Source organism: Sphingomonas sp. 179-I 2A4 NHS (assembly GCF_045369135.1).
Lineage (GTDB): Bacteria > Pseudomonadota > Alphaproteobacteria > Sphingomonadales > Sphingomonadaceae > Sphingomonas.
The window spans coordinates 507,342-531,131 of record NZ_JBIQFL010000001.1; the positions used below are offsets into that span (position 1 = coordinate 507,342).

General features: G+C 66.6%; 21 protein-coding genes. 12 read left to right on the top strand and 9 right to left on the bottom strand.

Annotation, left to right across the window (positions count from 1 at the left end):
* The first annotated feature begins 54 nt into the window (after positions 1-54).
* Positions 55-789: a GcrA family cell cycle regulator gene (locus ACH0CP_RS02250; RefSeq protein WP_294441979.1), complete on the top strand. Its 735-nt coding sequence runs from the start codon at positions 55-57 to the stop codon at positions 787-789.
* Between the two features lie 156 nt (positions 790-945).
* Here the strand turns inward: ACH0CP_RS02250 and ACH0CP_RS02255 are convergent, their stop codons facing one another.
* Positions 946-1,821 carry an outer membrane protein gene (locus tag ACH0CP_RS02255; RefSeq protein ID WP_294441980.1) on the bottom strand — a complete coding sequence of 292 codons (876 nt, stop codon included), beginning with the start codon at positions 1,819-1,821 and terminating at the stop codon, positions 946-948.
* 152 nt (positions 1,822-1,973) lie between these two features.
* Between ACH0CP_RS02255 and parE the strand changes: the two genes are divergently transcribed.
* Entirely contained in the window at positions 1,974-3,953 is a 1,980-nt protein-coding gene (gene parE / locus ACH0CP_RS02260) for a DNA topoisomerase IV subunit B (RefSeq protein ID WP_294441981.1), read from the top strand.
* A 32-nt stretch (positions 3,954-3,985) separates the two neighbouring features.
* On the opposite strand, the gene ACH0CP_RS02265 is transcribed toward parE, so the two are convergent.
* Positions 3,986-4,273 (bottom strand): hypothetical protein, encoded by a 288-nt coding sequence (locus ACH0CP_RS02265; protein ID WP_294441982.1) that lies wholly within the window; start codon positions 4,271-4,273, stop codon positions 3,986-3,988.
* 136 nt (positions 4,274-4,409) lie between these two features.
* Between ACH0CP_RS02265 and ACH0CP_RS02270 the strand changes: the two genes are divergently transcribed.
* Together ACH0CP_RS02270 and ACH0CP_RS02275 are read left to right on the top strand one after the other, a co-directional pair.
* Positions 4,410-6,656 (top strand): ribonuclease R family protein, encoded by a 2,247-nt coding sequence (locus ACH0CP_RS02270; RefSeq protein WP_294441983.1) that lies wholly within the window; start codon positions 4,410-4,412, stop codon positions 6,654-6,656.
* A 2-nt stretch (positions 6,657-6,658) separates the two neighbouring features.
* On the top strand, positions 6,659-6,970 hold the full coding sequence (locus tag ACH0CP_RS02275) for a hypothetical protein (RefSeq protein WP_294441984.1): 312 nt from the start codon (positions 6,659-6,661) through the stop codon (positions 6,968-6,970).
* Positions 6,971-6,994: 24 nt separating this feature from the next.
* Here the strand turns inward: ACH0CP_RS02275 and ACH0CP_RS02280 are convergent, their stop codons facing one another.
* Entirely contained in the window at positions 6,995-8,155 is a 1,161-nt protein-coding gene (locus tag ACH0CP_RS02280; protein WP_294441985.1) for a trans-acting enoyl reductase family protein, read from the bottom strand.
* A gap of 13 nt (positions 8,156-8,168) precedes the next feature.
* Positions 8,169-9,947, bottom strand: coding sequence for an ABC transporter transmembrane domain-containing protein (locus tag ACH0CP_RS02285; RefSeq protein WP_294441986.1), 1,779 nt, complete (start codon positions 9,945-9,947; stop codon positions 8,169-8,171).
* Between the two features lie 130 nt (positions 9,948-10,077).
* On the opposite strand from ACH0CP_RS02285, the gene ACH0CP_RS02290 reads away from it, so the two are divergent.
* Complete coding sequence (locus ACH0CP_RS02290; protein ID WP_294441987.1) at positions 10,078-11,295, top strand: polyhydroxyalkanoate depolymerase; 1,218 nt, start codon at positions 10,078-10,080, stop codon at positions 11,293-11,295.
* A 50-nt stretch (positions 11,296-11,345) separates the two neighbouring features.
* On the opposite strand, the gene ACH0CP_RS02295 is transcribed toward ACH0CP_RS02290, so the two are convergent.
* The 3 genes from ACH0CP_RS02295 to ACH0CP_RS02305 all read right to left on the bottom strand — a co-directional run bounded on the left by ACH0CP_RS02295 (position 11,346) and on the right by ACH0CP_RS02305 (position 13,706).
* Positions 11,346-11,822: a pyridoxamine 5'-phosphate oxidase family protein gene (locus tag ACH0CP_RS02295; protein ID WP_294441988.1), complete on the bottom strand. Its 477-nt coding sequence runs from the start codon at positions 11,820-11,822 to the stop codon at positions 11,346-11,348.
* Positions 11,823-12,006: 184 nt separating this feature from the next.
* Positions 12,007-13,185, bottom strand: coding sequence for an acetyl-CoA C-acyltransferase (locus ACH0CP_RS02300; protein ID WP_294441989.1), 1,179 nt, complete (start codon positions 13,183-13,185; stop codon positions 12,007-12,009).
* Between the two features lie 86 nt (positions 13,186-13,271).
* Positions 13,272-13,706: a MaoC family dehydratase gene (locus tag ACH0CP_RS02305; protein ID WP_241212609.1), complete on the bottom strand. Its 435-nt coding sequence runs from the start codon at positions 13,704-13,706 to the stop codon at positions 13,272-13,274.
* 270 nt (positions 13,707-13,976) lie between these two features.
* Between ACH0CP_RS02305 and ACH0CP_RS02310 the strand changes: the two genes are divergently transcribed.
* The 7 genes from ACH0CP_RS02310 to ACH0CP_RS02340 all read left to right on the top strand — a co-directional run bounded on the left by ACH0CP_RS02310 (position 13,977) and on the right by ACH0CP_RS02340 (position 21,610).
* Complete coding sequence (locus ACH0CP_RS02310) at positions 13,977-14,870, top strand: crotonase/enoyl-CoA hydratase family protein (protein ID WP_227771001.1); 894 nt, start codon at positions 13,977-13,979, stop codon at positions 14,868-14,870.
* A 43-nt stretch (positions 14,871-14,913) separates the two neighbouring features.
* Complete coding sequence (gene rpiA, locus ACH0CP_RS02315) at positions 14,914-15,591, top strand: ribose-5-phosphate isomerase RpiA (protein ID WP_294441991.1); 678 nt, start codon at positions 14,914-14,916, stop codon at positions 15,589-15,591.
* Between the two features lie 65 nt (positions 15,592-15,656).
* Positions 15,657-17,717, top strand: a complete 2,061-nt coding sequence (tkt, locus tag ACH0CP_RS02320; protein ID WP_294441992.1) for a transketolase — start codon at positions 15,657-15,659, stop codon at positions 17,715-17,717.
* 121 nt (positions 17,718-17,838) lie between these two features.
* Positions 17,839-18,948 (top strand): transaldolase, encoded by a 1,110-nt coding sequence (tal, locus tag ACH0CP_RS02325; protein WP_294441993.1) that lies wholly within the window; start codon positions 17,839-17,841, stop codon positions 18,946-18,948.
* Positions 18,949-19,072: 124 nt separating this feature from the next.
* Positions 19,073-20,056: a phosphogluconate dehydrogenase (NAD(+)-dependent, decarboxylating) gene (gene gnd / locus ACH0CP_RS02330; protein WP_294441994.1), complete on the top strand. Its 984-nt coding sequence runs from the start codon at positions 19,073-19,075 to the stop codon at positions 20,054-20,056.
* A gap of 10 nt (positions 20,057-20,066) precedes the next feature.
* Complete coding sequence (locus ACH0CP_RS02335; RefSeq protein ID WP_294441995.1) at positions 20,067-20,867, top strand: Cof-type HAD-IIB family hydrolase; 801 nt, start codon at positions 20,067-20,069, stop codon at positions 20,865-20,867.
* Positions 20,864-21,610 (top strand): HAD-IIB family hydrolase, encoded by a 747-nt coding sequence (locus ACH0CP_RS02340; RefSeq protein ID WP_294441996.1) that lies wholly within the window; start codon positions 20,864-20,866, stop codon positions 21,608-21,610. Before ACH0CP_RS02335 ends, ACH0CP_RS02340 begins: the two co-directional genes overlap by 4 nt.
* Positions 21,611-21,655: 45 nt before the next feature.
* On the opposite strand, the gene ACH0CP_RS02345 is transcribed toward ACH0CP_RS02340, so the two are convergent.
* Positions 21,656-22,432, bottom strand: a complete 777-nt coding sequence (locus tag ACH0CP_RS02345; protein WP_294441997.1) for a 3'(2'),5'-bisphosphate nucleotidase CysQ — start codon at positions 22,430-22,432, stop codon at positions 21,656-21,658.
* A complete protein-coding gene (locus ACH0CP_RS02350) occupies positions 22,425-23,771 on the bottom strand; it encodes a TldD/PmbA family protein (protein WP_294441998.1) in 1,347 nt (448 codons plus the stop codon). The genes ACH0CP_RS02345 and ACH0CP_RS02350 overlap by 8 nt, the downstream gene beginning before the upstream one ends.
* Positions 23,772-23,790 lie beyond the last annotated feature (19 nt).

Here is a 23,790-nt window from a genome sequence, read left to right on the forward strand (position 1 = left end):
ATCGCGTAGTCGCTGCCGCTGCCCGCCGCAAGAAATGAAGGAACGACGAGTCCCATGTCCTGGACCGAGGAACGGATCGATACGCTGCGCAAGATGTGGGAAGGCGGCCAGACCGCCAGCCAGATCGCCGAGGCGCTGGGCGGCGTCAGCCGCAATGCCGTGATCGGCAAGGCGCACCGCCTGGGGCTCCAGTCGCGTCCCTCGCCCGTCGTCCCGAAGGATGCGGAGGCAAAGGCACAGGTGCAGGCGGAAGCGCCCGCCGCTGCCGCGGCACCGCCTCCGCCACCACCCGCACCGCCGGCGCCTCCGCCAGCCGCACCGGTCGCAACTGCCAAGCCGTCGCCAGCGCCTGCCCCGACGTCGAAGCCGACAGCCCCTGCCTTTACCCAGGCATCGGAGCCCAAGCCGATCACCATCACTACGCCACTTGAACCCGAGCGGTCGGTGGATCAGGCGCGGATGGTTCGTTCGGTTGGTCCCGGCGGCTTCGTGCGCCAGGCACCAGGTGAACAGCAGGCCCCCAGCACGCCGGCGCCGCCGCGCCGCCTGGTTCCCGCCAAGCCGTCACCTGAAATGGCCGGCAAGACGACTTTGCTCGATCTCAGCGACAAGGTCTGCAAATGGCCGCTCGGCCACCCGGGTGAGCCGGATTTCCACTTCTGCGGTGAAAAGGTGAACCCCGGCTTCCCGTATTGCGTCGCGCATTGCGGCCACGCCTATCAGGCGCAGCTGCCGCGCCGTGATCGCCGCGCTGCGCCGCTGCCGTTCGGCGGCCCGCGCCCACGCTAAGGGCCGCGTACATGTTGCTCCGGTCTGACCGGGGCGGCTGGAAACGAAAACGGATCCGCTCCCTCACTGGGCGCGGATCCGTTTCCTTTTGGCGAAACCGCCACTTCTGAAAGGCTGTGCTGCGACCGGGCTTGCGGCCGATCGCAGCGTGCTTGATCAGAAGCGGAACGCGGCAGTTGCGCGCAGCGAGTGCCACCGGAACTTGTCATCACTGCGACGGAAGTCGGTGCCACCTGCGTTACCGAGCAGGAACGGGTTGGTCGCCGGGGTCGTGCCGGTGCTGCCGGCGCGGACGCGGTAATCGTCGTCCTGATACTGATGGTACATGTATTCGAGGCCGACCGAGAAGTTGCGGCCGATGCGCTGCTCGACGCCGCCACCGCCGGTGATGCCCCACTGGTTGCGCTTGCCGCTTTCAGTGAAGGCGTTCGCCGTGTTGGTGGTGGTGAAGCTGCGGTCGATCCGCGCATAGCCCGGGCCGAACGTGCCGTAGAACAGCGTGGTGTCGTTCGGGGTGTAGCCGATGCGGCCGCGGATGCTCGATTCCCAATCGACGGAGCGCGTCATGGTGTAGGACGCGGGCGTCGTCGAGAAGGCGCTGACGCTGTCGTTGATCTCGCTCTTGCCGAACTCGCCGACCACGCCGACGACCAGGCGGCCGCGCTGCTGATCAGCACCGACGCGGGCGTAATAGGACCAGCCGTCCTTGTCGTTGCGGCAGCCAGCACCCGCGACCGGGTTCGTCGGCGAAACGGCGGCCAGGGCCGCACCGTTGCAGAAGCCGCCGATCGGCGCGCCGAATGCGTTCGCGCCGGTGGCGGTGCTCACCGTGTCTCCGAACGTGCCGTTCAGATCGCGATCGAACAGGATCGAGGAGCCGACATCGTTCGGCTGAACGTCATAGCCGCCGGCCACGCCGACGTAGATGCCCGAGAAGCCGGGATCTTCATCGCTGGTCTGCGCGGACACGGCCGGGGAGACCATCGCAGCAGCAAGACCGGCAAGCAAAAGGGGTTTGAAGTTACGCGACATACAACGCGACCTTTTTCGTGGGTGGGGAGCACAGGGAACGGCGACGGCCGCTGAAAGGATGCATGTCGAAGCGTGTCCAGGCCGGATTGGCGGCCGCGCTGTTGCATGCATGCAACAGTTCGCCGGGCAGGGTCTGGCTGCTATAGAGCGCTATGGCCGATCCCGATCTGTTCCGTTCCGTCGTCCCCACCACTGATTATGACGCATCCTCGATCGAGGTGCTGGAAGGGCTGGAGCCGGTGAGGCGCCGGCCGGGCATGTATATCGGCGGCACTGATGAGCGGGCGCTTCATCACCTCGCCGCCGAAGTGCTCGACAATGCGATGGATGAAGCGGTTGCCGGCCACGCGACGCGGATCGAGGTGACGCTGGACGCCGGCAATCGCCTTACCATCGTCGATAATGGGCGCGGCATCCCGGTCGATCCCCACCCCAAGTTTCCGGACAAGAGCGCGCTCGAGGTGATCCTCTCGACGCTCCATTCGGGCGGCAAGTTCGCGGGCAAGGCCTACGCCACCAGCGGCGGACTTCATGGGGTCGGCGTTTCGGTCGTGAACGCGCTGTCGTCGGATACCGTGGTCGAGGTCGCGCGCGACCGGCAGCTTTATCGCCAGCGTTTCTCACGCGGCCAGACGCTGGGGCCGCTCGAAAACGTCGGTGCCGCACCCAACCGTCGCGGCACATCGGTCGCCTTCACGCCTGATCAGGAGATTTTCGGCCCCGAACTGTTGTTCAAGCCGGCTCGCCTCTATCGTCTCGCACGCTCGAAGGCATATCTCTTCGCCGGCGTCGAGATCCGCTGGAAATGCGCACCGGAACTGATCACGGACGATACGCCGCCCGAGGCGGTGTTCCAGTTCCCCGGCGGCCTTGCCGATCACCTGCGCGAACAGATCGGTGGCCGGGAGTGCGCGACAGCGGATTTCCTCGCCGGCTCGCAGGAGTTCCCGGGCGAGGCCGGCCGCGTCGAATGGGCCGTCGCCTGGCCCTTGTGGTCGGATGGCAGCTACAGCTGGTATTGCAACACCATCCCCACCCCCGACGGCGGCACGCATGAACAGGGTCTGCGTCAGGCGCTCGTCCGCGGCCTTCGCGCCTTTGGCGAGCTGGTCAACAACAAGCGTGCGAAGGATCTGACCGCGGACGACGTGATGGTCGGCAGTGAGCTCATGCTCAGCGTCTTCATCCGCGAACCGCAGTTCCAGTCGCAGACCAAGGATCGGCTGACCTCGCCAGAGGCCGCAGGGCTGGTCGAGAAGGCGGTGCGCGACCATTTCGATTACTGGCTTGGCCACAACATGGATCGCGGTCGCGCGCTGCTCGGCTACGTCCTGGAGCGGATGGACGAGCGGCTGCGGCGCAAGGCCGAGCGCGAGGTGAAGCGCAAGACCGCGACCTCCTCGCGCAAGCTGCGGTTGCCGGGCAAGCTCACCGATTGCGCCAACGACAGCAACGAGGGCACCGAACTCTTCATCGTCGAAGGCGACAGCGCCGGTGGCAGCGCGAAGCAGGCGCGCGATCGCAAGACGCAGGCGATACTGCCTATCCGCGGCAAGATCCTGAACGTCGCCTCCGCCACCAGCGCCAAGATCCTCGCCAACCAGGAGATCGCCGATCTGGGCCAGGCGCTCGGCTGCGGCACCCGCAAGGATTGCCGCCCGGATAACCTCCGGTACGAACGCGTCATCATCATGACCGACGCTGACGTGGACGGCGCGCACATCGCGACGCTGCTGATGACCTTCTTCTTCCAGGAAATGCCCGAACTGGTGCGCCGCGGGCACCTCTATCTCGCGCAGCCGCCGCTCTACCGACTGACGGTGGGCGCCAAGTCGCTCTACGCGCGCGACGACGCGCATCGTGCCGAGATCGAGGCGACGGTGTTCAAGGGCAAGAAGGTCGAGGTCTCGCGCTTCAAGGGTCTGGGGGAGATGAACCCCGGCCAGCTGCGCGAAACCACCATGGATCCCGCCACCCGCAGCCTGATCCGCATCACCCTGCCGCAGGAATATGAGGAGCGGGCAGGCGTGAAGGATCTCGTCGATCGGCTGATGGGCACCAACCCCGCCCATCGCTTCGCCTTCATCCAGGAAAACGCCGCGCGCCTCGACGAGGAGGCAATCGACGCGTGACGCGGCCTGGTTACCGCGTCACTCGGCGGTGATCAGTTCAAGCGGCCGAACGGGTCGATGCCCGCGCCACCACCTTCGTTGCCCTTGTACCGCATGTTCTGGATCCGCTCGACGGACTGGCGATCCAGTCGCGCCATCTCGGTCCATTCGGCGGCGGTCAGGCAACGCTTGCGCGCCCCAAGGCGGCTCCCCGTAACATTCTCCTTGCGGCAGACGACGCGGTTCTGATCGCCCTTGCTGATGTTCTCATCCTTGGGCTCGGCGGATACGATTGCGGGAATGGCCAAGAGGCCAAATGCTGCCATGACAATCTTCTTCATCGAATCCACCCCTGTTGCTGCAAACCCCATATCGCACGTGCAGCATCAACTCCATTGATCTGCTTGGGGCGGAAATACTGCTTCGTCGCAAAATTGGCCGGGTGACCGGGGCGGGGCGAGCCCCTATCTGTAGCCGATGCGCAAACCCAAGGCCGGGCTTCCCACCCGTCAGCAGATCCTCGACTTCATCTCCACCAGCGATACGCCAGCCGGCAAGCGCGAGCTCGCGCGCGCCTTCGGGTTGACCGCGCAGGAGAAGATCGGCCTCAAGGCGCTGTTGAAGGATATGGCCGACGAAGGCCTGATCGACAGCGCTCCCGGCCGCGCCTTCCACAAGATGGGCGGGCTGCCCAAGGTGACGGTGCTGCGCATCGTCGATGTCGACGACAGCGGCACCATCTGGGCGACGCCGGAGCGCTGGGAGGCGGACGTCCCCCCGCCGCGCCTTCGCGTGCGGGAGCGCAAGCGCGGCGAGCTTGGTGTCGGCACACGCGTGCTCGCGCGTACCGAGGAAGCCGGCAATGGCTGGATCGCGCACCCCTTGAAGACGCTTGCGCCTGCCGCGGAACAGATGATCGGCGTGCTCCGCGGCGAGGGCGATCGGCTCTGGCTGCAAGGCGTGGAGAAGAAGGACCGCCGCGAATATGCCGTCTCGGACGCCGGCGATGCGGAGGCCGGCGATCTCGTCCTCGCCGAACGAGCCGGGCGCCCGCCGCGCATCACCGCGCGCGTCGTGACGCGCCTGGGCGATCCCTTCGCGCCCCGCAGTTTCTCGCTGATCGCGATCCACAAGCACGAGATTCCGCACGTCTTCAATCAGGAGACGCTGGACGAGGCCGAACGAGTCGCCCGCCAGCCGCTCGGGGCGGGTCGCGAGGATCTCACCCACCTGCCGATCGTCGCGATCGATCCCGCCGACGCCCGCGATCATGACGATGCGATCTGGGCCGAGCGAGACGATGATCCCGCCAATCCGGGCGGGTGGAGGGCGATCGTCGCCATCGCCGATGTCAGCTTCTACGTGCGCCCGGGCAGCGCGCTCGATCGTGAGGCGCGCCGCCGCGGCAATTCGGTTTATTTCCCCGATCGCGTCGTCCCGATGCTGCCTGAAGTGCTCTCGGCCGATGTCTGCTCGCTGAAGCAGGGCGAGGATCGCGCGGCGCTCGCCTGCCACCTTCAGGTAACGAAGGAGGGCGCGCTCAAGTCCTTCCGCTTCACCCGCGCCATCGTCCGGATCGCAGCCAATATCGCCTATGAGGATGCTCAGGCAGCGATCGACGGCACCGCGCCGCTCCCGCTTTCAGAAGAAGCTGCGCCGCGCGCCGACGAGATCATGGCGGCGCTGCGGCATCTGTGGGATTGCTGGGCTGGCCTCTCGATCGCCCGCGACAAGCGCGAGCCGCTCGCGCTCGATCTGCCGGAACGGCAGGTCGCGCTCGACGAGAAGGGGCGCCTGCTGTCGGTCGCCCCGCGCGAGCGGCTGGACGCGCACCGGCTGGTCGAGGATTTCATGATCGCCGCCAATGTCGCCGCCGCCAAGGCGCTGGAGGCGAAGAAGGCGCCGGTGATGTACCGCATCCACGAGCCGCCCGCGCGCGAGAAGCTGGTCGGTCTCAAGGATTATCTCGCCACCTTCGATGTCGCCTTCGCACTTGGCCAGGTGATCAAGCCGGCAACGTTCAACCGCATCATCGACCGGGTGGGGGATGCCGATTTCCGCCCGCAGGTGATGGAGCAGATCCTTCGCTCGCAAACGCAGGCCTATTACGGCCCGGCAAACCACGGCCACTTCGGCCTGTCGCTCGGCTCCTATGGCCACTTCACCTCGCCGATCCGCCGCTACGCCGATCTCCTCGTCCATCGCGCGCTGACCAGCGCCTATGCGCTTGGCCCCGGCGGCCTCAACGGCGACGAGGATTTCGAGCGGCTTGGCGAGACGATCAGCAAGCTCGAACGCCGCGCGATGGAGGCGGAGCGCGACACGATCGATCGCTATGTCGCGGCCTTCCTCGCGGAGAAGGTGGGCGAGGTGCTCGATGCGCGGATCACCGGCATCCAGAACTTCGGCTTCTTCGCGACCGTCGAGGGCATCGGCGGCGACGGGCTGATGCCGATCAGCGACCTTGGCGGCGAGTATTTCCGTCATGACGAGACGAGCCATCGCCTCGTTGGGGAGACGAGCGGCGAGGAATATACGCTCGGCCAGCGGTTGAAACTGCGGCTCGCGGACGCCAACCCGGTGTCGGGTGCGTTGCGGTTCGAACTGCCGGAGGGCAAGGGCGCGCGGCCGGCGCGTCGCGGCGAACGGGAAGATCGCGGCGCCCGCGTGCTCAAGCGGCGCGGGCGGCCAGGAAACATCCGGCATCAGGGGCGGAGGAAGTAACCATGGCGAACATCGTGGTGCGTACGGCGGAACGCTATTCGACGCGGGCGCAAAGCCGGATCGTGGAGCGCCTGCGTGCAGGCGGCGCGCTTCGCCCCGCAGCCGCCATCGCGCTCGTGCCCAACGGACGGGCGGAGAAGCGTCTGCTCGAACGGATGGTCAAGTTCCGTGCCGTCGTGCCGGAGGGGGAAGGCCGTTACTGGCTCGACGAGCGTACGCTGGGCCATTTCCGCAAGGAAGAGCTGGCGCGCGTCCTCGGCGCCATCGCGGTCGCCGGCTTTGCCGCAGCGGGGGCAATCGCACTGGGGCGCTGACACTGCGCCCCAGCGCGCATTACGTCAGTCGGCGACGAAGGTCATGCCGGCCCGCGCGATCAACCGCTTGCGAAGCTCAGGCCCCATCAACGCGCCCGGCGTCCAGATCCCGCCTTCGCCCTCGACGTCCTGGACAAGGCACAGCGCGCTTTCCGCCAGCATCCGGCTGGTCGAGCCATAGCCCGGGTCGCGATCGCCGGTCACCACTGCGTCGATTCGCGTCCCGTCCGGCATCAGGCCGGCGAACAGCACGTCATAGCTGCCGTTCTCGCGCTCTTCCTTCGTCGGCCCTTCGCCGGGCTTGGGCCCCTTGTCGCCGGCGAGCGGGTTCAGCTTCGCGAGCGCTTCCGCCGCAGCTTTGCCCATCTCGCCCAGCCCGGCGACCATCATCTCGTCATAGACGAAGTCGTCGCCGTAGCGCTGGCCGAGCAGGAAGTTGGTGCGGTGCACGTTCTTGGTGTTGATCGGCGCCATCACGAACGGCGCCACCCAGGCGTCGATAGTCGTATCATGTTCCGGGATCAGCCCGGTCGGCTGGTGCGCGCCCTTGTGCCCCGGGGTCAGCGCGAAGGGGCTGGCGAGCAGCGCGATCAGCGACGGATCCTTGGCTGCCGCCGCCATCGTTGCCTTCAGGCTCGCTGCGGTGCCGCCCGAGAAGCCGCCCTTCATTGTGCGCACGCGGCCCTTTACGCGAGGGGCTGGGCGGCCGAAGCGGGCCATCGCCGCCTCCTGCAGCGTCAGCACGCCAAGGTCGAAGGGGATCGAATCGAACCCGCAGGAAAAGACGATGCGCGCGCCGCTCGCCTTCGCCTGCTCATGATGCGCGTCGATCATGCGACGCATCCAGCCCGGCTCGCCGCACAGGTCGACATAGGCGGTGCCCGTCGCGGCGCAGGCGGCAACAAGGTCGCTGCCGTACAGCTGATACGGTCCGACGGTCGTGATCACGACGGTGGTGCGCTCGCACATCGCGCGCAGCGAGGCGGGATCATCGGCATTGGCGGTGATCAGCGGCACGTCCGCCGAGATCCCCAGTTCGGCGCGCACTTCCTGAAGCTTGGTGAGCGAGCGTCCCGCCATCGCCCAGCGCACGCCTTGCGGGTAAGCGCCCGCGATATATTCCGCCACCAGGCGCCCGGTGTAGCCGGTAGCGCCATAGACGATCACGTCGAAGTCGTTCGCCATTATCTCTCTCCCCTCAGGCCGCTTCGCTGAATTGCAGGCTGGCGAGCCGCGCATAAAGGCCGCTGCGCGCCATCAGCGTCGCATGCGTTCCTTCTTCCACGATTCGTCCTTCGTCCATCACGACGATGCGATTTGCCGCGCGCACGGTGGCGAGGCGATGCGCAATCACCAGCGTGGTGCGATCCGCCATCAGCCGTTCCAGCGCCTCCTGCACGAGGCGCTCGCTTTCGGCGTCAAGCGCGCTGGTCGCCTCGTCGAGCAGCAGGATCGGCGAATTGCGCAGCAGCGCGCGCGCGATCGCCACCCGCTGGCGTTGTCCGCCCGACAGGCGCGCGCCGCCTTCGCCAAGAAATGTATCGAGCCCCTCCGGCAGTGCGCGCAGGAAGCTGGCCGCATTGGCCGCTTCCGCCGCCGCCCACAGCGCCTCGTCATCCGCGTCCCACCGGCCATAACGGAGGTTGTCACGCGCGGAGGCGCCAAAGATCACCGTCTCCTGCGGCACCATCGCGATCCGCGCGCGCACCGCGCCCGGATCCGCATCGCGCAGGTCCACCCCGTCGATCAGCACGCGGCCCGCCTCGGGATCGTAGAAGCGCTGCAGCAGCTGGAACAGCGTCGATTTGCCCGCCCCCGACGGGCCGACCAGCGCTACCGTCTCGCCGGGCGCCACCGTCAGCGAGAAATCGTGCAGCGCCGCCACCTCGCGGCGCGTGGGATAACGGAACGCGACATGCTCGAAGGCGATCGCGCCGCGCGCCGGCTCGGGCAGGGCCGCGGGATCCGCAGGCGCGGCGATCTCGGGCTGCTCGGACAGAAGCTCGGCGAGCCTCCCAGCCGCACCAGCACCGCGCAACAACTCGCCATAGACTTCCGTCAGAGCGCCAAATGCGCCCGCGACGATACCGCCCGTGAGCACGAATGCCGCGATCGAACCGCCCGAAATCTCGCCGGCGGCAACGTCCGTCGCGCCCTCCCACAGCACCAGCGTGATCGATCCGAAGATCAGCCCGATGACGATCGCGGTCATCACCGCGCGCAGCAGGATGCGCTTCTCCGCCGCCACCATGGTCGCCTCGACCGCGCCGGCGAAGCGCTGCGCCTCGCGCCGCTCCTGCCCGAACGCCTGGACGATCTTCATCGCCCCCAGCGTCTCGGTCACCATCGATCCGACGTCCGCGATCCGGTCTTGCGACGTGCGCGAATAGGTCCGCACGCGCTTCCCCAGCAGCATGATCGGCAGCACCACCAGCGGGATGCCCAGCACCAGCATGCCAGCGAGCTTGGGCGAGATCGCGAACAGGTAGATCAGCCCGCCGATGCCGGTGAAGGCGTTGCGCAGCGCCACCGATACTGTGGTCCCGACCACCATCTCGATCTGCGCGGTATCCGCCGTCATGCGGCTGGCGATTTCAGACGGGCGGTTCTCCTCGAAGAAGCGCGGGCTCAGCGTCAGCAGATGGCGCTGCACCGTCCGCCGGATGTCCGCCACTACCCGCTCGCCCAGCCACGACACGAAGTAGAAACGCACCGCCGTGCCAACCGCCAGCACCGCGACGATCATCAGCATGTAGTGGAAGGCTTCCGCCACCGCCTCGCCGCCGCCCGACGTGAAGCCGCGGTCGACCACGCGCTTGAAGCTGTAAGGAATGGCGATCGTCGCGGCGGAGGTGACCGCCAGCGCGACCCAGGCGGCGGCGATCTGCTTCGGATACCGCTTGGCATGATGCCAGACGAGAGCAAGGTTGCCGATCCGCCGGCTGGTAGGAGGTTCGTTGGTCGCGCTGCTTGCCATCGCGGGCGTCTAGCAGCCGGTCGGGTGTGGCTCAACGGCCACCGCCCGGGACCGATTGTCCCGGTACCTCTTTGTGCACATGCACAATTACTATATCTGTGCCGGACTTAGCCGCGTTTCAGGATACCCGATGCTCTACGACGCGTACGAATTTCAGCGTTCGATCCTGGCAACTGCCAGCGCCATGGCGAATTTTGGCGCCGGCATGCTGCAGAACCCGGCAAACCCGTTCGCCTATATGGGTGGTGGGCAGGTGATCGCCTCGGCGCTGGAGGTATTCGCCCATGCTGCGGCTGCGCGCGGAAAGCCCGCGTTCGGCCTCGATCACACCGTCATCGACGACCGCGACGTGGCCGTGCGTGAGGAGATCGTGCTCCAGAAGCCGTTCGGCCAGCTGAAGCGCTTCGTGCGCGAGGGCGCGGAAGGCGGACCGCGCCTGCTGATCGTCGCGCCCATGTCAGGCCATTTCGCGACGCTGCTGCGTGGCACGGTGGAGCGGATGCTCCCGTTCGCGGACGTCTACATTACCGATTGGTGCGATGCGAAGCTGGTCCCGGTGGAGGAGGGCAGCTTCGATCTCGAGGATTACGTCGACTATCTCGTCGCTTTCCTCGAGAAGATCGGGCCCGGCGCGCACATGCTGGCAGTCTGCCAGCCCTCGGTGCCCGCCTATGCCGCCGCCTGCCTGATGAGCGCGCATGAGCACCCTTGCCGCCCGCGCACGCTGACGATGATGGGCGGGCCGGTCGACACGCGTGAAGCGCCCACCGCGGTCAACACGCTGGCGACCGAACGTCCGCACGCGTGGTTCGAACAGAACGTCATCGCCACGGTGCCCACCATGTATCCGGGCGCCGGCCGCCGGGTGTACCCGGGCTTCCTGCAGCTCACCGGCTTCATGTCGATGAACCTCGGCAATCACATGATGAGCCATTGGGAGATGTTCAAACATCTCGTCGAGGGCGACGGCGAAAGCGCCACCGCAACCAAGGAATTCTACGACGAATATCGCTCCGTCAGTGACATGACGGCCGAATTCTATCTGCAGACGATCGACCTCGTGTTCCAGCGCCACGCGCTGCCGCGCGGGCTGATGACGCATCGCGGTGAGACGATCGATCCTGCGGCGATCAAGGACATCGCGCTGCTCGCGATCGAGGGCGAGCGCGATGATATCTCCGGCCTCGGCCAGACGAAGGCCGCGCTGACGATCGCGACCGGGCTGCCGGAGGAAAAGAAGCGCTATTACATGGCCGAAGGCGTCGGCCATTACGGCATCTTCAACGGATCGAAGTGGCGCGACCGGATCGCGCCCGTGGTCGAACAGTGGATCACCGCGCACGACTGAGGCGGCGCTTAGGCGAGGCCAGGGGGCGACCCAAGCCGCCCCCGTCCGATTTATCCGACCGAACCGACCTTGGCGTGGCTCGACGATTCCGCGGAATCGATCGTGCCGCCGAACAGCATCTTCAGCCGCCCGCTGATCGACACGTCGGTCTCCCACAGCTCGGCAGACGTGATGTCGAAGCGGTTGAGCCGCGCATCGGCCTTGCCGTTCGGGAACCATGCCTCGACCTGATTGTCCCACAATTTGTCGAACGTCGCCTGGTTCGTCTCCTCGGAGACGCGGCCCGCGAGGCAGGCGAAGAAATCGTGGCCCTTGCCGACGAACTGCGCCATCGCCTCGCCGCCCTTGGCAATGCGGTTGTCGCGCGCGGAGAACATGAACAGCGTGTTCGGCTGGGTTTCGTCCAGCTTCACGCTCATCGGTTCGGAATGTTCGCCGTCCATCAGGCCGATCATCACATACGGGCTTGCTTCAAGCTTCTTCAGGAAGGTTTCGGCGACTTCCTGCGGACTATCCTTATCGGCCATGCGGCACTCTCCTGCTTTAGATCAAGCCGAAGAACGAGGCGAACGTCCGTTGGTTGCGCTGTTTCGGCGCGGCGATCCGCACGCCCGAAAAAGATCGAGCCCCGGCCGCTCGCGGCGGCCGAGGCTCGGGATGATCGCCCGGATCATCGTGGCCGGCACCTGAGGCGCCGGCCGATTGTGCGGATCAGAGGACCTCGAACAGGCCCGCTGCGCCCATGCCGCCGCCGACGCACATCGTGATCACGACATACTTAGCGCCGCGACGCTTGCCTTCGATCAGCGCGTGGCCCGTCATTCGCGCGCCCGACATGCCGTACGGGTGGCCGATCGAGATCGCGCCGCCGTTCACGTTCAGCAGCTCGTTGGGGATGCCCAGCTTGTCACGGCAGTACAGCACCTGCACCGCGAACGCCTCGTTCAGCTCCCACAGGCCGATGTCGTCCATCTTCAGGTTGAAGCGCTCGAGCAGCTTGGGGATCGCGAAGACCGGGCCGATGCCCATCTCGTCCGGCTCGGTGCCGGCAACGGCCATGCCGACATAGCGGCCCAGCGGGGTCAGGCCCTTCTTCTCGGCCAGCTTCTCTTCCATCAGCACGCTGGCCGATGCGCCGTCCGACAGCTGCGAGGCGTTGCCGGCGGTGATGTTGAGATCGGGCCCAAGCACCGGCTTCAGCGACTTCAGGCCCTCCAGCGTGGTGTCCGGGCGGTTGCCCTCGTCCTTGGCCAGCGTCACTTCCTTGTAGGAGACTTCCTTGGTCTCCTTGTCGGTGATCGCCATGTTCGCGGTGACGGGGATGATCTCGTCATCGAACTTGCCGGCGGCCTGCGCGGCGGCGGTGCGCTGCTGCGACTGGAAGCCATATTCGTCCTGCGCGTCGCGGCTGATGCCATAACGCTTGGCCACCACTTCGGCGGTCTGCAGCATCGGCATGTAGATGTCCTTGTGCATCGCGACCAGTTCGGGGTCGGGCTGCACGCGCATCTGCGGCGTCTGGACGATGCTGATCGAATCGACGCCGCCGCCCAGCGTCACGTCCATGTTGTCGACCACGATCTGCTTTGCGGCAGTCGCGATCGCCATCAGGCCCGATGCGCACTGGCGGTCGAGCGACATGCCCGAGACCGAGGTGGGGAGGCCGGCGCGCAGCAGCGAGGTGCGCGCAATGTTGGTCGCCTGCGCGCCCTGCTGGAGCGCGGCGCCCATCACGACGTCCTGGATTTCAGCACCGTCGATCCCGGCGCGCTCGACGGCGGCCTTGATCGCATGGCTGGCGAGCGTCGGCGACAGCGTGTTGTTGAACGCGCCACGATAGGCCCGGCCGATCGGCGTGCGGGCGGTGGAGACGATGACGGCGGAACGCATGATTGTTGTCCTTGGGTAAGGTTGGTGGCCGGTCCGCCCGCGGCTGCGGGCGGCACTCCCTGGGGAGGGCGGCGGTCAGGAGGATATCAGGTGAAGACCTGGGTGATCCACTCCGCGATCATCGCGGGCTTTTCGCTGCCCTCGATCTCGATCGTGGTCTCGGTGGTGAACTGATACTGGCCCGGGCGCTTTTCATCGAACTCGGTCAGCTTGGAACGGCCGCGCACGCGCGATCCCGAGGGCACGGGGGCGAGGAAGCGGACTTTGTTGCCGCCGTAATTCACGCCCATCTTCACGCCGTCGAGCCGCGGCATGCCGGGGTTCTTGGCCGACAGCAGCGGCAGCAGCGACAGCGTCAGGAAGCCGTGCGCGATGGTGGTGCCGAACGGCGTCTGCTTGGCGCGTTCCGGATCGATGTGGATGAACTGGTGGTCACCGGTCGCGTCGGCGAACTTGTTGATCATCTCCTGGGTCACCTCGACCCATTCGGACACGCTTTCCTTGCCGATCGCGGCCTTCATCTCGTCTGCGTTCACGAAGACTCCCCTTGGCTTCCTCATCCCGTTCGCGGGTGCAGCGCACCTGTAGGCGCGAGGGCGCCAGCCTCGCAACCCTTGTGAACCGCAGGATGGAATTTGCCGAGAGCCAAGGGCCGGACCTGCGAACCGGATCTTCGAAAATGCCGTTACGGCAACGGCCAGTGCAGCGACTCGCTTGCCTGTGCCACCATAAATAATGTTATGGTCGTAGGCGAAGCTGCCGGAGGGGCGGCGCAAGTAAGGAGAGGCAGCTTGGCGTACGAGCAGATCATCTATGACGTGAAGGACGGTATCGCGACCATCACGCTGAACCGGCCGGAAAAGCTCAACGCATTCACCGGCACGATGATGGCCGAGATGATCGACGCGTTCGACAAGGTGGATGCCGATGACGACGTGCGCTGCGTCATTGTGACGGGCGCCGGCCGCGCCTTCTGCGCCGGCGCGGATCTGTCGGCGGGCGCCAAGACCTTCGACTATGACAACCGCACCGATCGCCCCGATCACGGCAGCGGCCAGGGCGGCCTCACCTATGAGATGGAAGAGGCGCGTGACGGCGGCGGCCGGCTGACGCTGCGGATCTTCGAATGCCTGAAGCCGGTGATTGCGGCGGTGAACGGCCCCGCGGTCGGCATTGGCTCCACCATGCAGCTGCCGATGGACATCCGCATCGCCAGTGACACCGCGCGCTTCGGCTTCGTCTTTGCACGCCGTGGCATCGTGCCGGAGGCCGCGTCCAGCTTCTTCCTGCCGCGCGTCGTCGGCATCAACCAGGCGCTGGAATGGTGCTTCTCGGGCCGCGTCTTCGACGCGCAGGAGGCACTGAACGGTCGTCTGGTGAAGCAGGTGGTGCCGGGCGGCGAGCTGCTCGCCGTCGCCAATGCCCTTGCTCGCGAGATCGCGGACAATACCGCGCCCGTCTCGGTCGCGCTCACCCGCCAGATGCTGTGGCGCGGGCTCGGCATGAGCCACCCGATGGACGCCCACAAGATCGATAGTCGCGCGATCCTGTCGCGCGGCCGCTCGGGCGATGCGAAGGAAGGCGTCACCTCCTTCCTCGAAAAGCGCACTCCGGTGTATCCGGACAAGGTGTCCGAGGCGATGCCGGACTTCTTCCCGTGGTGGGAAGAGCAGAAGTACGCCTGACGCGCCGTGATCCTTCGGCGCTCGACCTGCGTTATAAGGCGGCATGAGCGCCGAGGATGACAAGAGGCTGGCCGCGGAAGCTGCGGTGGCGGAGGTTCGGGACGGGATGATCGTCGGCCTCGGCACCGGATCGACCGCGGCCTTCGCCATTCAGGCTCTGGCCCGCCGCTGCGCCGCCGGGCTCCGGATCGAGGCGGTGGCGACCAGCGAGGCAAGCACCGCCGCCGCGCTCGACGGCGGCATCATCGTGCGCGATTTCGCCGATGTCGCGACGCTGGACCTCGCGATCGACGGCGCGGACGAGATCGACCGCCGGCTCTGGGCGATCAAGGGTGCGGGCGGGGCGATGCTGCGTGAGAAGACGGTTGCCGCCGCCGCGCGCCGCTTTGTCGTGATCGCCGACGGATCGAAGCGGGTGGAGGCGATCGGAGCGGCCAAGCTCCCGGTCGAGGTGCTTCCCTTCGCCCGCGCCTTCGTCATGAGGCAGCTTCAAGCACTCGGCGCCACCGTCACCGTCCGCCCGGGCTATCGCACCGATAACGGCAATCTGGTCGCCGACTGCCGCTTCGTCGCCATGCCTGATCCCCGCTCCCTCGCGGCCGCGATCGCCGCCATTCCCGGGGCGCTCGGCCATGGCCTGTTCCTTGATGAAGTGGACGCTGCCTATATCGCTTCGAACGGTATCGTTACGCGACTGGAACGCGGCCATACGAACGTTTAGAGGGGCCGGGATTCGGCAACCGGGCAAGGGCCCGTGCGTTCGATCCAATGAATCAGCGAGGCCCCATGACCGACACCGCAACCTCTTCGTCCGCGAATGTTCACGAGGACGGCTCGCCCGAGCGGCTCGCGATCGACACGATCCGCACGCTCTCGATGGATGCCGTTCAGGCGGCCAATTCGGGTCACCCCGGAACGCCGATGGCGCTTGCGCCGGTCGGCCACACGCTGTGGACGAAATTCCTGCGCTACGATCCGGCGAACGCGCACTGGCCCAACCGTGATCGCTTCGTCCTGTCGGTCGGCCACGCCTCGATGCTGCTCTATTCGCTGCTGCATCTCGCAGGCGTGAAGCAGCCCGATGGTGCCCCCGCCGTCAGCCTCGACGATATCAAGCAGTTCCGCCAGCTCGGCTCCAAGACGCCGGGCCACCCTGAGTACAGCCACACCGTCGGCGTCGAGACGACCACCGGCCCGCTCGGGCAGGGCTGCGGCAATTCGGTCGGCATGGCGATCGCCGAGCGCTGGATGGCGGCGCGCTACAACAAGCCCGGCTTCACCCTCTTCGATCATGACGTCTATGCCCTGTGCGGCGACGGTGACATGATGGAGGGCGTCGCCTCGGAGGCCGCGAGCCTCGCCGGTCACCTGAAGCTCTCCAACCTCTGCTGGATCTATGACAGCAACCAGATCTCGATCGAGGGCGATACGGACCTCGCGTTCGATGAGGATGTGGGCAAGCGCTTCGAGGCTTATGGCTGGCACGTCATCCACGTGGATGATGCCAATGATGTCGCGGCGCTGACCAGGGCGTTCGAGGAATTCCGCGCCACCACCGACAAGCCGACGTTCATCGTCGTGAAGTCGGTAATCGGCTGGGGCTCCCCTCGCGCCGGCAGCGAGAAGGCGCATGGCGAGGCGCTGGGCGAAGAGAATGTCCGCCTGACCAAGGAAGCCTATGGCTGGCCGACCGACAAGAGCTTCTACGTCCCCGAAGGCGTGCAGGAAAACTTTGAAAAGGCCATGTCCAGCCGCGCTGCGCCGCTGCGCGAGGCATGGGAGGCGACCCTCCAGAAGTATCGCGCCGAGCACGCCGATCTCGCCAGGGAAGTCGATGCGATCATCAACGGCACGCTGCCCGATGGCTGGGACGCGGAGATCCCGACCTTCGAGGCGGATGCCAAGGGCGTCGCCAGCCGCGACGCCGGCGGCAAGGTGCTGAACGCGATCGCCAAGAAGATGCCGTGGCTGATCGGCGGCTCCGCCGATCTCGCGCCGTCGACCAAGACGGACATCAAGGGCGAGGCATCGTTCGAGGCGGATAATTACGCCGGCCGCAACTTCCACTTCGGCGTGCGCGAACATGCCATGGGCTCGATCGCGGTAGGCATGTCGCTGTCGGGGCTGCGCTCCTATGGCAGCACCTTCCTCGTCTTCCTCGATTACATGCGTCCGCCGGTGCGCCTCTCGGCGCTCATGGAGCTCGGCACCACCTGGATCTTCACGCACGATTCGATCGGTGTCGGTGAAGACGGGCCGACCCATCAGCCGATCGAGATGCTGGCCATGATGCGCGCCACGCCCGGCCTCGACATGTTCCGCCCGGGTGACGCGAACGAGGTTGCCGCCGCATGGCGCGCGATCGTCGAGACGCCGAAGCAGCCGGCTGCGCTGGTCCTGTCGCGCCAGGCGCTGCCGACGCTCGATCGCTCGAAGTACGCCAGCGCTGATGGTGTGAAGCAGGGCGGCTATATCCTCGCCGACAGCGACGGCACGCCGGACGTGATCCTGCTCGCGACCGGCAGCGAGGTGGGCCTTGCGATCCAGGCACATGAGAAGCTGCTTGCCGATGGCGTGAAGAGCCGCGTCGTCTCGATGCCGAGCTGGTATCGGTTCGAGAAGCAGAGCGATGCGTACAAGGAAAGCGTCCTGCCTAAGGCCGTCACCGCTCGCGTCGCGATCGAGATGGCGGGCGAGATCGGCTGGGATCGCTACGTCGGCCTCGCCGGAAAGACGATCACCATGTCCACTTTCGGTGCTTCCGCCCCGATCTCCAAGCTCGCGGACAAGTTCGGCTTCACCGCTGACAACGTGGTGAAGGTGGCGAAAGAAGTCATGGCTGCCTAACTGGTAACAACACCCCCGTCCGGTCCGAGCGAAGTCGGTAACCGGGGCCGGACGGGCTCGGCGTTGTGATGCGCCAACGTGTTTCGGCTTCGCTCGACATGAACGGATGGAGTGAAGAATAATGGGCAGGCTCAACGATCTTGCAGCGCTCGGCCAGGCGATCTGGCTCGATTTCGTCGCGCGCGATTTCCTCAACGAAGGCGGGCTGAAGAAGCTGGTCGATGAGGATGGCGTTACCGGCGTCACCTCGAACCCGACGATCTTCCAGCAGGCGATGGGGCAGGGCACCGCGTATGACGCCAGCCTCGCCGAGTATGACAAGGCACACCCGGGCGCAGCCGCGCTCGATCGGTACGAGTATCTCGCGGTCGAGGACATCAAGGCCGCAGCCGACACGCTTCGCCCGGTCTATGATCGGCTGAATGGCAAGGACGGCTATGTCAGCCTCGAAGTGTCGCCCTATGTCGCCAACGACACTGATGCGACGATCGCCGAGGCGAAGAAGCTCTGGGCGGCAGTCGACCGGCCGAACCTGATGATCAAGATCCCGGGAACCCCCGCCGGTGTTCCGGCGATCGCGGCGACGATCGCCAGCGGAATCAGCGTCAACGTCACCTTGCTCTTCTCGCAGGAGGCATATCAGGCCGTCGCGCTGGCTTATGTCGAGGGGCTGGAGCAGCGCGTCGCGCGCGGTGAGCCGATTGATCGCGTCGCCAGCGTGGCCAGCTTCTTCGTCAGCCGCATCGACAGCAAGATCGACAAGAAGATCGAGGATGGCGTCGGCGGCGATGAAGCCAAGGCGCTGAAGGGCAAGGTGGCGATCGCCAATGCCAAGCTCGCTTACGCCTGGTATCAGGAATTCATCGCCTCGGATCGCTGGCAGGCGCTGGCCGCCAAGGGCGCGCAGCCGCAGCGGCTGCTGTGGGCCTCCACCGGCGTCAAGAACCCGGATTATCCGGACACGCTCTATATCGACACGCTGATCGGCCCTGACACGGTTAACACCGTGCCGCCCAAAACGCTCGATGCGTTCCGCGAGCGCGGCACCGCCGCCGTCACGCTGACGCAGGACGTCGATGGCGCACGCAAGGTGCTGGCCGATGCGGATCGCCTCGGCCTCGATCTGCCGGGCGTCACCGAGGAACTGGCGAGCGAGGGCGTCGCGTCCTTCTCCAAGTCGTTCGACGAGCTCCTCGGCTCGATCCAGGCGAAGCATCCGGCGGACGCCTGACAGGGCGCGGGCGGAACGAAAGGCCGTTCCGCCCCGTTCGCGCTTTTGGCCGCCAGAGCATGGGTCCGAAGCGTAAGTTTCGAGAAGTTTGGCCCGAGCGGCGGTAAAAGCGGGAGCCTTTGACATGAAGATCGGCATCGTCGGCCTTGGCCGCATGGGCGGCAATATCGCGCGGCGCTTGATGCGCGGCGGCCATGAGGTCGTGGTCTGGGATCGCAATGACGATGCGGTGTCGGGCCTCGCCGGGGAGGGTGCGATCGGTGCGTCCTCGCTCGCCGACATGAAGGACAAGCTCGCCAGCCCGGCGATCTACTGGATCATGCTGCCTGCCGGCGCGCCGACCGAAAGCACGATCGAGGAACTGAGCGCGACCGAATGTGCTTCGGGCGACATCATCATCGATGGCGGCAACACCTTCTGGAAGGACGATGTTCGCCGCGCCAAGGCGCTCGCCGAAAAAGGCGTCCGCTATGTCGACGTCGGCACCTCGGGCGGCGTCTGGGGGCTTGAACGCGGCTATTGCATGATGATTGGGGGCGACAAGGAGACGGTCGATTTTCTCGACCCGATCTTCGACACGCTGGCGCCCGGCATCGGCTCTGTGCCCCGCACGCCCAACCGAGGTGAGGATGCCGATCCGCGCGCGGAAAAGGGTTATATCCACGCCGGACGCGCTGGCGCGGGCCACTTCGTGAAGATGGTGCACAACGGCATCGAATACGGCCTGATGCAGGCCTATGCCGAGGGGTTCGATGTGCTGTGGGGCCGCAACGTCGCGCATTTGCCCGAAGAGGAAAGGTTCGACTTCAACATGTCGGAGATTTCTGAGGTCTGGCGCCGCGGCTCGGTGATTTCCTCCTGGCTGCTCGATCTTACCGCCTCGGCTCTGGCGCAGGACCAGAAGCTGGAGCAATTCTCCGGCAAGGTCGCCGATTCCGGCGAGGGCCGCTGGACGATCGAGGCCGCGATGGAACAGGCGACCCCCGTCGCCGTCCTCACCACCGCGCTCTTCGCCCGCTACCGCAGCCGCATCGACGAGATGTACGGCGACAAGTTGCTCTCCGCGATGCGCTACGGCTTCGGCGGCCACGTCGAGATTCCGCAATGAGCGTGCGTTCGTGACGCTCGTCATCAGCGATGTCGACGGCACGCTGGTCGACAAGCAGAAGCAGCTCACCCCCGCCACGATCGAGTCGATCGATCGCCTGCGCACGGCCGGGTTCGGCTTCACGATGATCAGCGCCCGGCCAATGTCGGGCCTGACGCCGCTTGCCGATACGCTGTCGCTCGACGCCCCGATGGGCGCCTTCAACGGCGGCCTCGTCTTCCGCCGCAACGGCGAGATCCTGTGCCGCCACGTCGTCGAGGAAAATGTCGCACGCGGCGCCGTTGCGCTGGCGCAGGAGACGCCGGTGGATATCTGGGTCTTCGCCGACGATCGCTGGTACGCCACCTCCGGGGAAGGCGCGCACGTGCCAAGCGAGCGTCGCGCATCGAATCAGGAGCCGACGATCTGCACCGGATTCGCGGATCTGCTCGACCACGCCGACAAGATCACCTTCGTCAGCGATGATCCCGCCGTTCTCGATGCCTTGCGCGATCGCATCCTCGCGGCCGATCTTGGTGAGGCGACGATCGCCAAGTCGCAGACCTATTATCTCGATGTCACCGCGACGACCGCCAACAAGGGCGACGGAATCGCGCGTCTTGCCGCGGCGATGCACGTCGCGCTCGATCGTACGATCGTGATCGGCGATCAAGCCAACGACCTGCCGATGTTCGCCCGCGCCGGCCGCGCCATCGCGATGGGCAACGCGCCCGACGACGTGAAGGCCATGGCCGCGGACGTCACGCACGGCAACGATGCGGACGGCGTCGCCCACGCCATCGATATGTTCATCCTTGGGAGAATGATGTGAAGCAACTCGTCGCGTTCGATCTCGACGGCACCCTGGCGGAGAGCAAGCAGGCGATCCAGCCGGACATGGGGGAAGCGCTCGCCGATCTGCTCGGCGTGGCGCATGTCGCCGTGATCTCGGGCGGGGACTGGCCGCAGTTCGACAAGCAGGTCGCCTCGCGCCTGCCCGGACGTGCGGACCTGTCGCGCCTGTGGCTGATGCCGACGACGGGCACGAAGCTCTACACCTATCGCGACGGCAAATGGGGCTCGGTCTATGCCGAGCTGTTCTCCGACGAGCAGAAGAAGACGATCCTAAAGGCCTTCGACGAGGCGCTCGAAGCCACCGGCTTCGTCCCGGAGCAGACGTGGGGCGAACGGATCGAGGATCGCGGCAGCCAGATCACTTTCTCCGCGCTCGGCCAGCAGGCGCCGATCCACGCCAAGGAAAGCTGGGATCCGGATTTCGCCAAGCGCAAGGTGATCCAGGCCGATCTCAAGAAGCGCCTGCCTGGCCTCTCGATCAACATGGGCGGCGCGACCTCGATCGACATCACGCAGGAGGGTGTCGACAAGGCCTATGGCCTGAAGCGGCTGCGCGACGAAAGCGGCATTCCGCTCGATGCGATGATGTTCATCGGCGATGCGATCTTCCCCGGCGGCAATGATTATCCGGCGAAGGAACTCGGGCTCGATACGGTCCGGGTGCGCGATCCGCAGGAAACGCTGAGCGTCATCGCCGCCATCGTCGCCTGCCAGAAGTAAGACGGCGCAGCGATCGTCATCCCGGACATCGGCCCGGGGTGATGATTACTGGCCGATCACCGCCCGCGCCCGCTCCGCCAGCCGCTCGATCGCGGCTTCATGGATCCCGACGCTGCTGGTGATCACCCCGAACGCGCGCGGGTTCGGCTTGTTGAACAACAGGTCCGCGCCCAGCGCGTCGGTCACGGAGCCGCCCGCCTCGGCCGCGATCAGCGATGCGGCGGCAATGTCCCACTCGTTTCCCCAGCGCAGCGTCGCGACCAGGTCCGCGCGATTGTCCGCCACCATCGCCATGCGCAGCGCGATCGAATTGGGCTTCTCCACCGCGGTCAGGTCGCGGTCGGTCTTTGGCAGGGCGTCAGTCGGCACGCGCGCGCCGGCAAATTCGGTGCGGGTGCTGGCGTGAATAGGATCGCCGTTCAGCGTCGCGCCGCGCCCGGCGGTCGCCCGCCACAGCTCGCGTCGCGCCGGCGCATCCAGCACCCCGATCACTGACCGGCCGTTCTCAACCAGCGCCACTGAGACGGCCCATCCGGGGCGACCCCGGATATAATCGCGCGTGCCGTCGATCGGATCGACCACCCAGATGCGCTTGTGACCTAGCCGATCGGGATTGTCCGCCGTCTCCTCGGAAAGCCACCCGGCATCGGGCAGAAGCGCCGAGAGGCGGGAGCGCAGGAGGCTGTCGATCTCCAGATCGACCTCGCATACCGGGCTCCCCGGTGTCTTGTCCCAGCGCGCGAAATCGGTGCCGAAGCGGGCGAGCGCTCGCTCACCCGCTTCGCGCGTAATATCCGCTACCGCATCGGTGAGATCATCCACCGGCGACGGTCATCCCATCGATGCGCAGTGTCGGCACGTTCGTGCCGTAGCGGAATTCCAGATCGTTGGCGGGCGTCACGTTGCGGAACATGTGCTTGAGGTTGCCCGCGATGGTGAACTCCGCGATCGGCCCGGCAAGCTCGCCATCCTCGATCAGGAAGCCGGCCGCACCGCGGCTGTAATCGCCCGTCACGCCGTTCACGCCCTGGCCGATCAGTTCGGTGACATAGACGCCGCGCTTGATGTCGCCGATTAGCGTCGCGACCGGCACGTGTCCGGCGTGCATGTAGAGGTTGCTGGTCGTCACCCCCGGCGCACCGCCGACACCGCGCGCGGCATGGCCGGTCGGCTCCAGCCCGAGCTGCCGGGCAGATGCCGAATCGAGCAGCCAGGTGGAAAGCACGCCGTCCTCGATGATCGCGCAAGGCGACACCGGCAGGCCCTCGCCATCGAACGGGCGCGAACGCAGGCCGTGCGGACGATGCGGATCGTCGGAAACGGTGATGCCGTCGGCGAACACCTTGGTGCCCAGCGCCTCGAGGAGGAAGCTCGTGCGGCGCGTGATCGCCTGGCCAGCGATCGCGCCGGTCAGATGGCCCAGCAGCCCGGCGCCGACGCGGGGATCAAACACCACCGGCAACGCGGCGCTTTCCATTCGGCCGGGGTTCAGCCGCGCGACGGCGCGCTCGCCCGCGCGGCGGCCGATCTCTTCCGGCGATTCCAGCCGGCTGCGATGGCGGGCGGAGGTGAAGGCATAATCGCGCTGCATGCCGCTGCCCTCACCGGCGATCACGCTGGCGGACAGGCCGTAGCCGGAATTGGCATACGCGCCGCTAAACCCGTGGCTGGTGGCAAGCGCCCACAGGCTGCGCGAGGCGCTTGCCCCGCCGCCCTCGCTGTTGGTGACCCCGGGAACGGCGCGTGCCGCTTCCTCCGCCGCCAGCGCGGCTTCGCGAAGCTCGGTCGGGGACATGTCGCCGCCGTCGTCGAGGTCGAGCAGCGGCGCGTCGCCCTTCATCAGCCGCTCTTCCGGTGCAAGGCCGGCCCAGCGATCTTCCGGTGCCTCGCGCGCCATCGCGATGGCGCGCTCCACCAGTTGCTCGAGCGCTTCGGGCGCGAGATCGGATGTCGAGACGCTGGCCGAACGCTGCCCGATGAATACGCGCAGCCCCAGATCTTCGCTCTCGGATCGGCCGACGTCCTCAAGCGCGCCAAGGCGCACCGATATCTCGGTTGCGGCGTCGGCAGCGAACACGGCGTCGGCTGCGTCGGCACCGGCTTTCATGGCGCGGGCGACGATATCGGCGGCGCGTTCCTGCGCCTCTGGGGGAGTGAGCATGAAGGCGGACTTAGGGGCG

Excerpts from the sequence above, each read along its gene's own strand:
- ACH0CP_RS02250 (WP_294441979.1), top strand. The coding sequence starts at position 55 with ATGTCCTGGACCGAGGAACGGATCGATACGCTGCGCAAGATGTGGGAA.
- ACH0CP_RS02255 (WP_294441980.1), bottom strand. The coding sequence starts at position 1,821 with ATGTCGCGTAACTTCAAACCCCTTTTGCTTGCCGGTCTTGCTGCTGCG.
- parE (WP_294441981.1), top strand. The coding sequence starts at position 1,974 with ATGGCCGATCCCGATCTGTTCCGTTCCGTCGTCCCCACCACTGATTAT.
- ACH0CP_RS02265 (WP_294441982.1), bottom strand. The coding sequence starts at position 4,273 with ATGAAGAAGATTGTCATGGCAGCATTTGGCCTCTTGGCCATTCCCGCA.
- ACH0CP_RS02270 (WP_294441983.1), top strand. The coding sequence starts at position 4,410 with ATGCGCAAACCCAAGGCCGGGCTTCCCACCCGTCAGCAGATCCTCGAC.
- ACH0CP_RS02275 (WP_294441984.1), top strand. The coding sequence starts at position 6,659 with ATGGCGAACATCGTGGTGCGTACGGCGGAACGCTATTCGACGCGGGCG.
- ACH0CP_RS02280 (WP_294441985.1), bottom strand. The coding sequence starts at position 8,155 with ATGGCGAACGACTTCGACGTGATCGTCTATGGCGCTACCGGCTACACC.
- ACH0CP_RS02285 (WP_294441986.1), bottom strand. The coding sequence starts at position 9,947 with ATGGCAAGCAGCGCGACCAACGAACCTCCTACCAGCCGGCGGATCGGC.
- ACH0CP_RS02290 (WP_294441987.1), top strand. The coding sequence starts at position 10,078 with ATGCTCTACGACGCGTACGAATTTCAGCGTTCGATCCTGGCAACTGCC.
- ACH0CP_RS02295 (WP_294441988.1), bottom strand. The coding sequence starts at position 11,822 with ATGGCCGATAAGGATAGTCCGCAGGAAGTCGCCGAAACCTTCCTGAAG.
- ACH0CP_RS02300 (WP_294441989.1), bottom strand. The coding sequence starts at position 13,185 with ATGCGTTCCGCCGTCATCGTCTCCACCGCCCGCACGCCGATCGGCCGG.
- ACH0CP_RS02305 (WP_241212609.1), bottom strand. The coding sequence starts at position 13,706 with ATGAAGGCCGCGATCGGCAAGGAAAGCGTGTCCGAATGGGTCGAGGTG.
- rpiA (WP_294441991.1), top strand. The coding sequence starts at position 14,914 with ATGAGCGCCGAGGATGACAAGAGGCTGGCCGCGGAAGCTGCGGTGGCG.
- tkt (WP_294441992.1), top strand. The coding sequence starts at position 15,657 with ATGACCGACACCGCAACCTCTTCGTCCGCGAATGTTCACGAGGACGGC.
- tal (WP_294441993.1), top strand. The coding sequence starts at position 17,839 with ATGGGCAGGCTCAACGATCTTGCAGCGCTCGGCCAGGCGATCTGGCTC.
- gnd (WP_294441994.1), top strand. The coding sequence starts at position 19,073 with ATGAAGATCGGCATCGTCGGCCTTGGCCGCATGGGCGGCAATATCGCG.
- ACH0CP_RS02350 (WP_294441998.1), bottom strand. The coding sequence starts at position 23,771 with ATGCTCACTCCCCCAGAGGCGCAGGAACGCGCCGCCGATATCGTCGCC.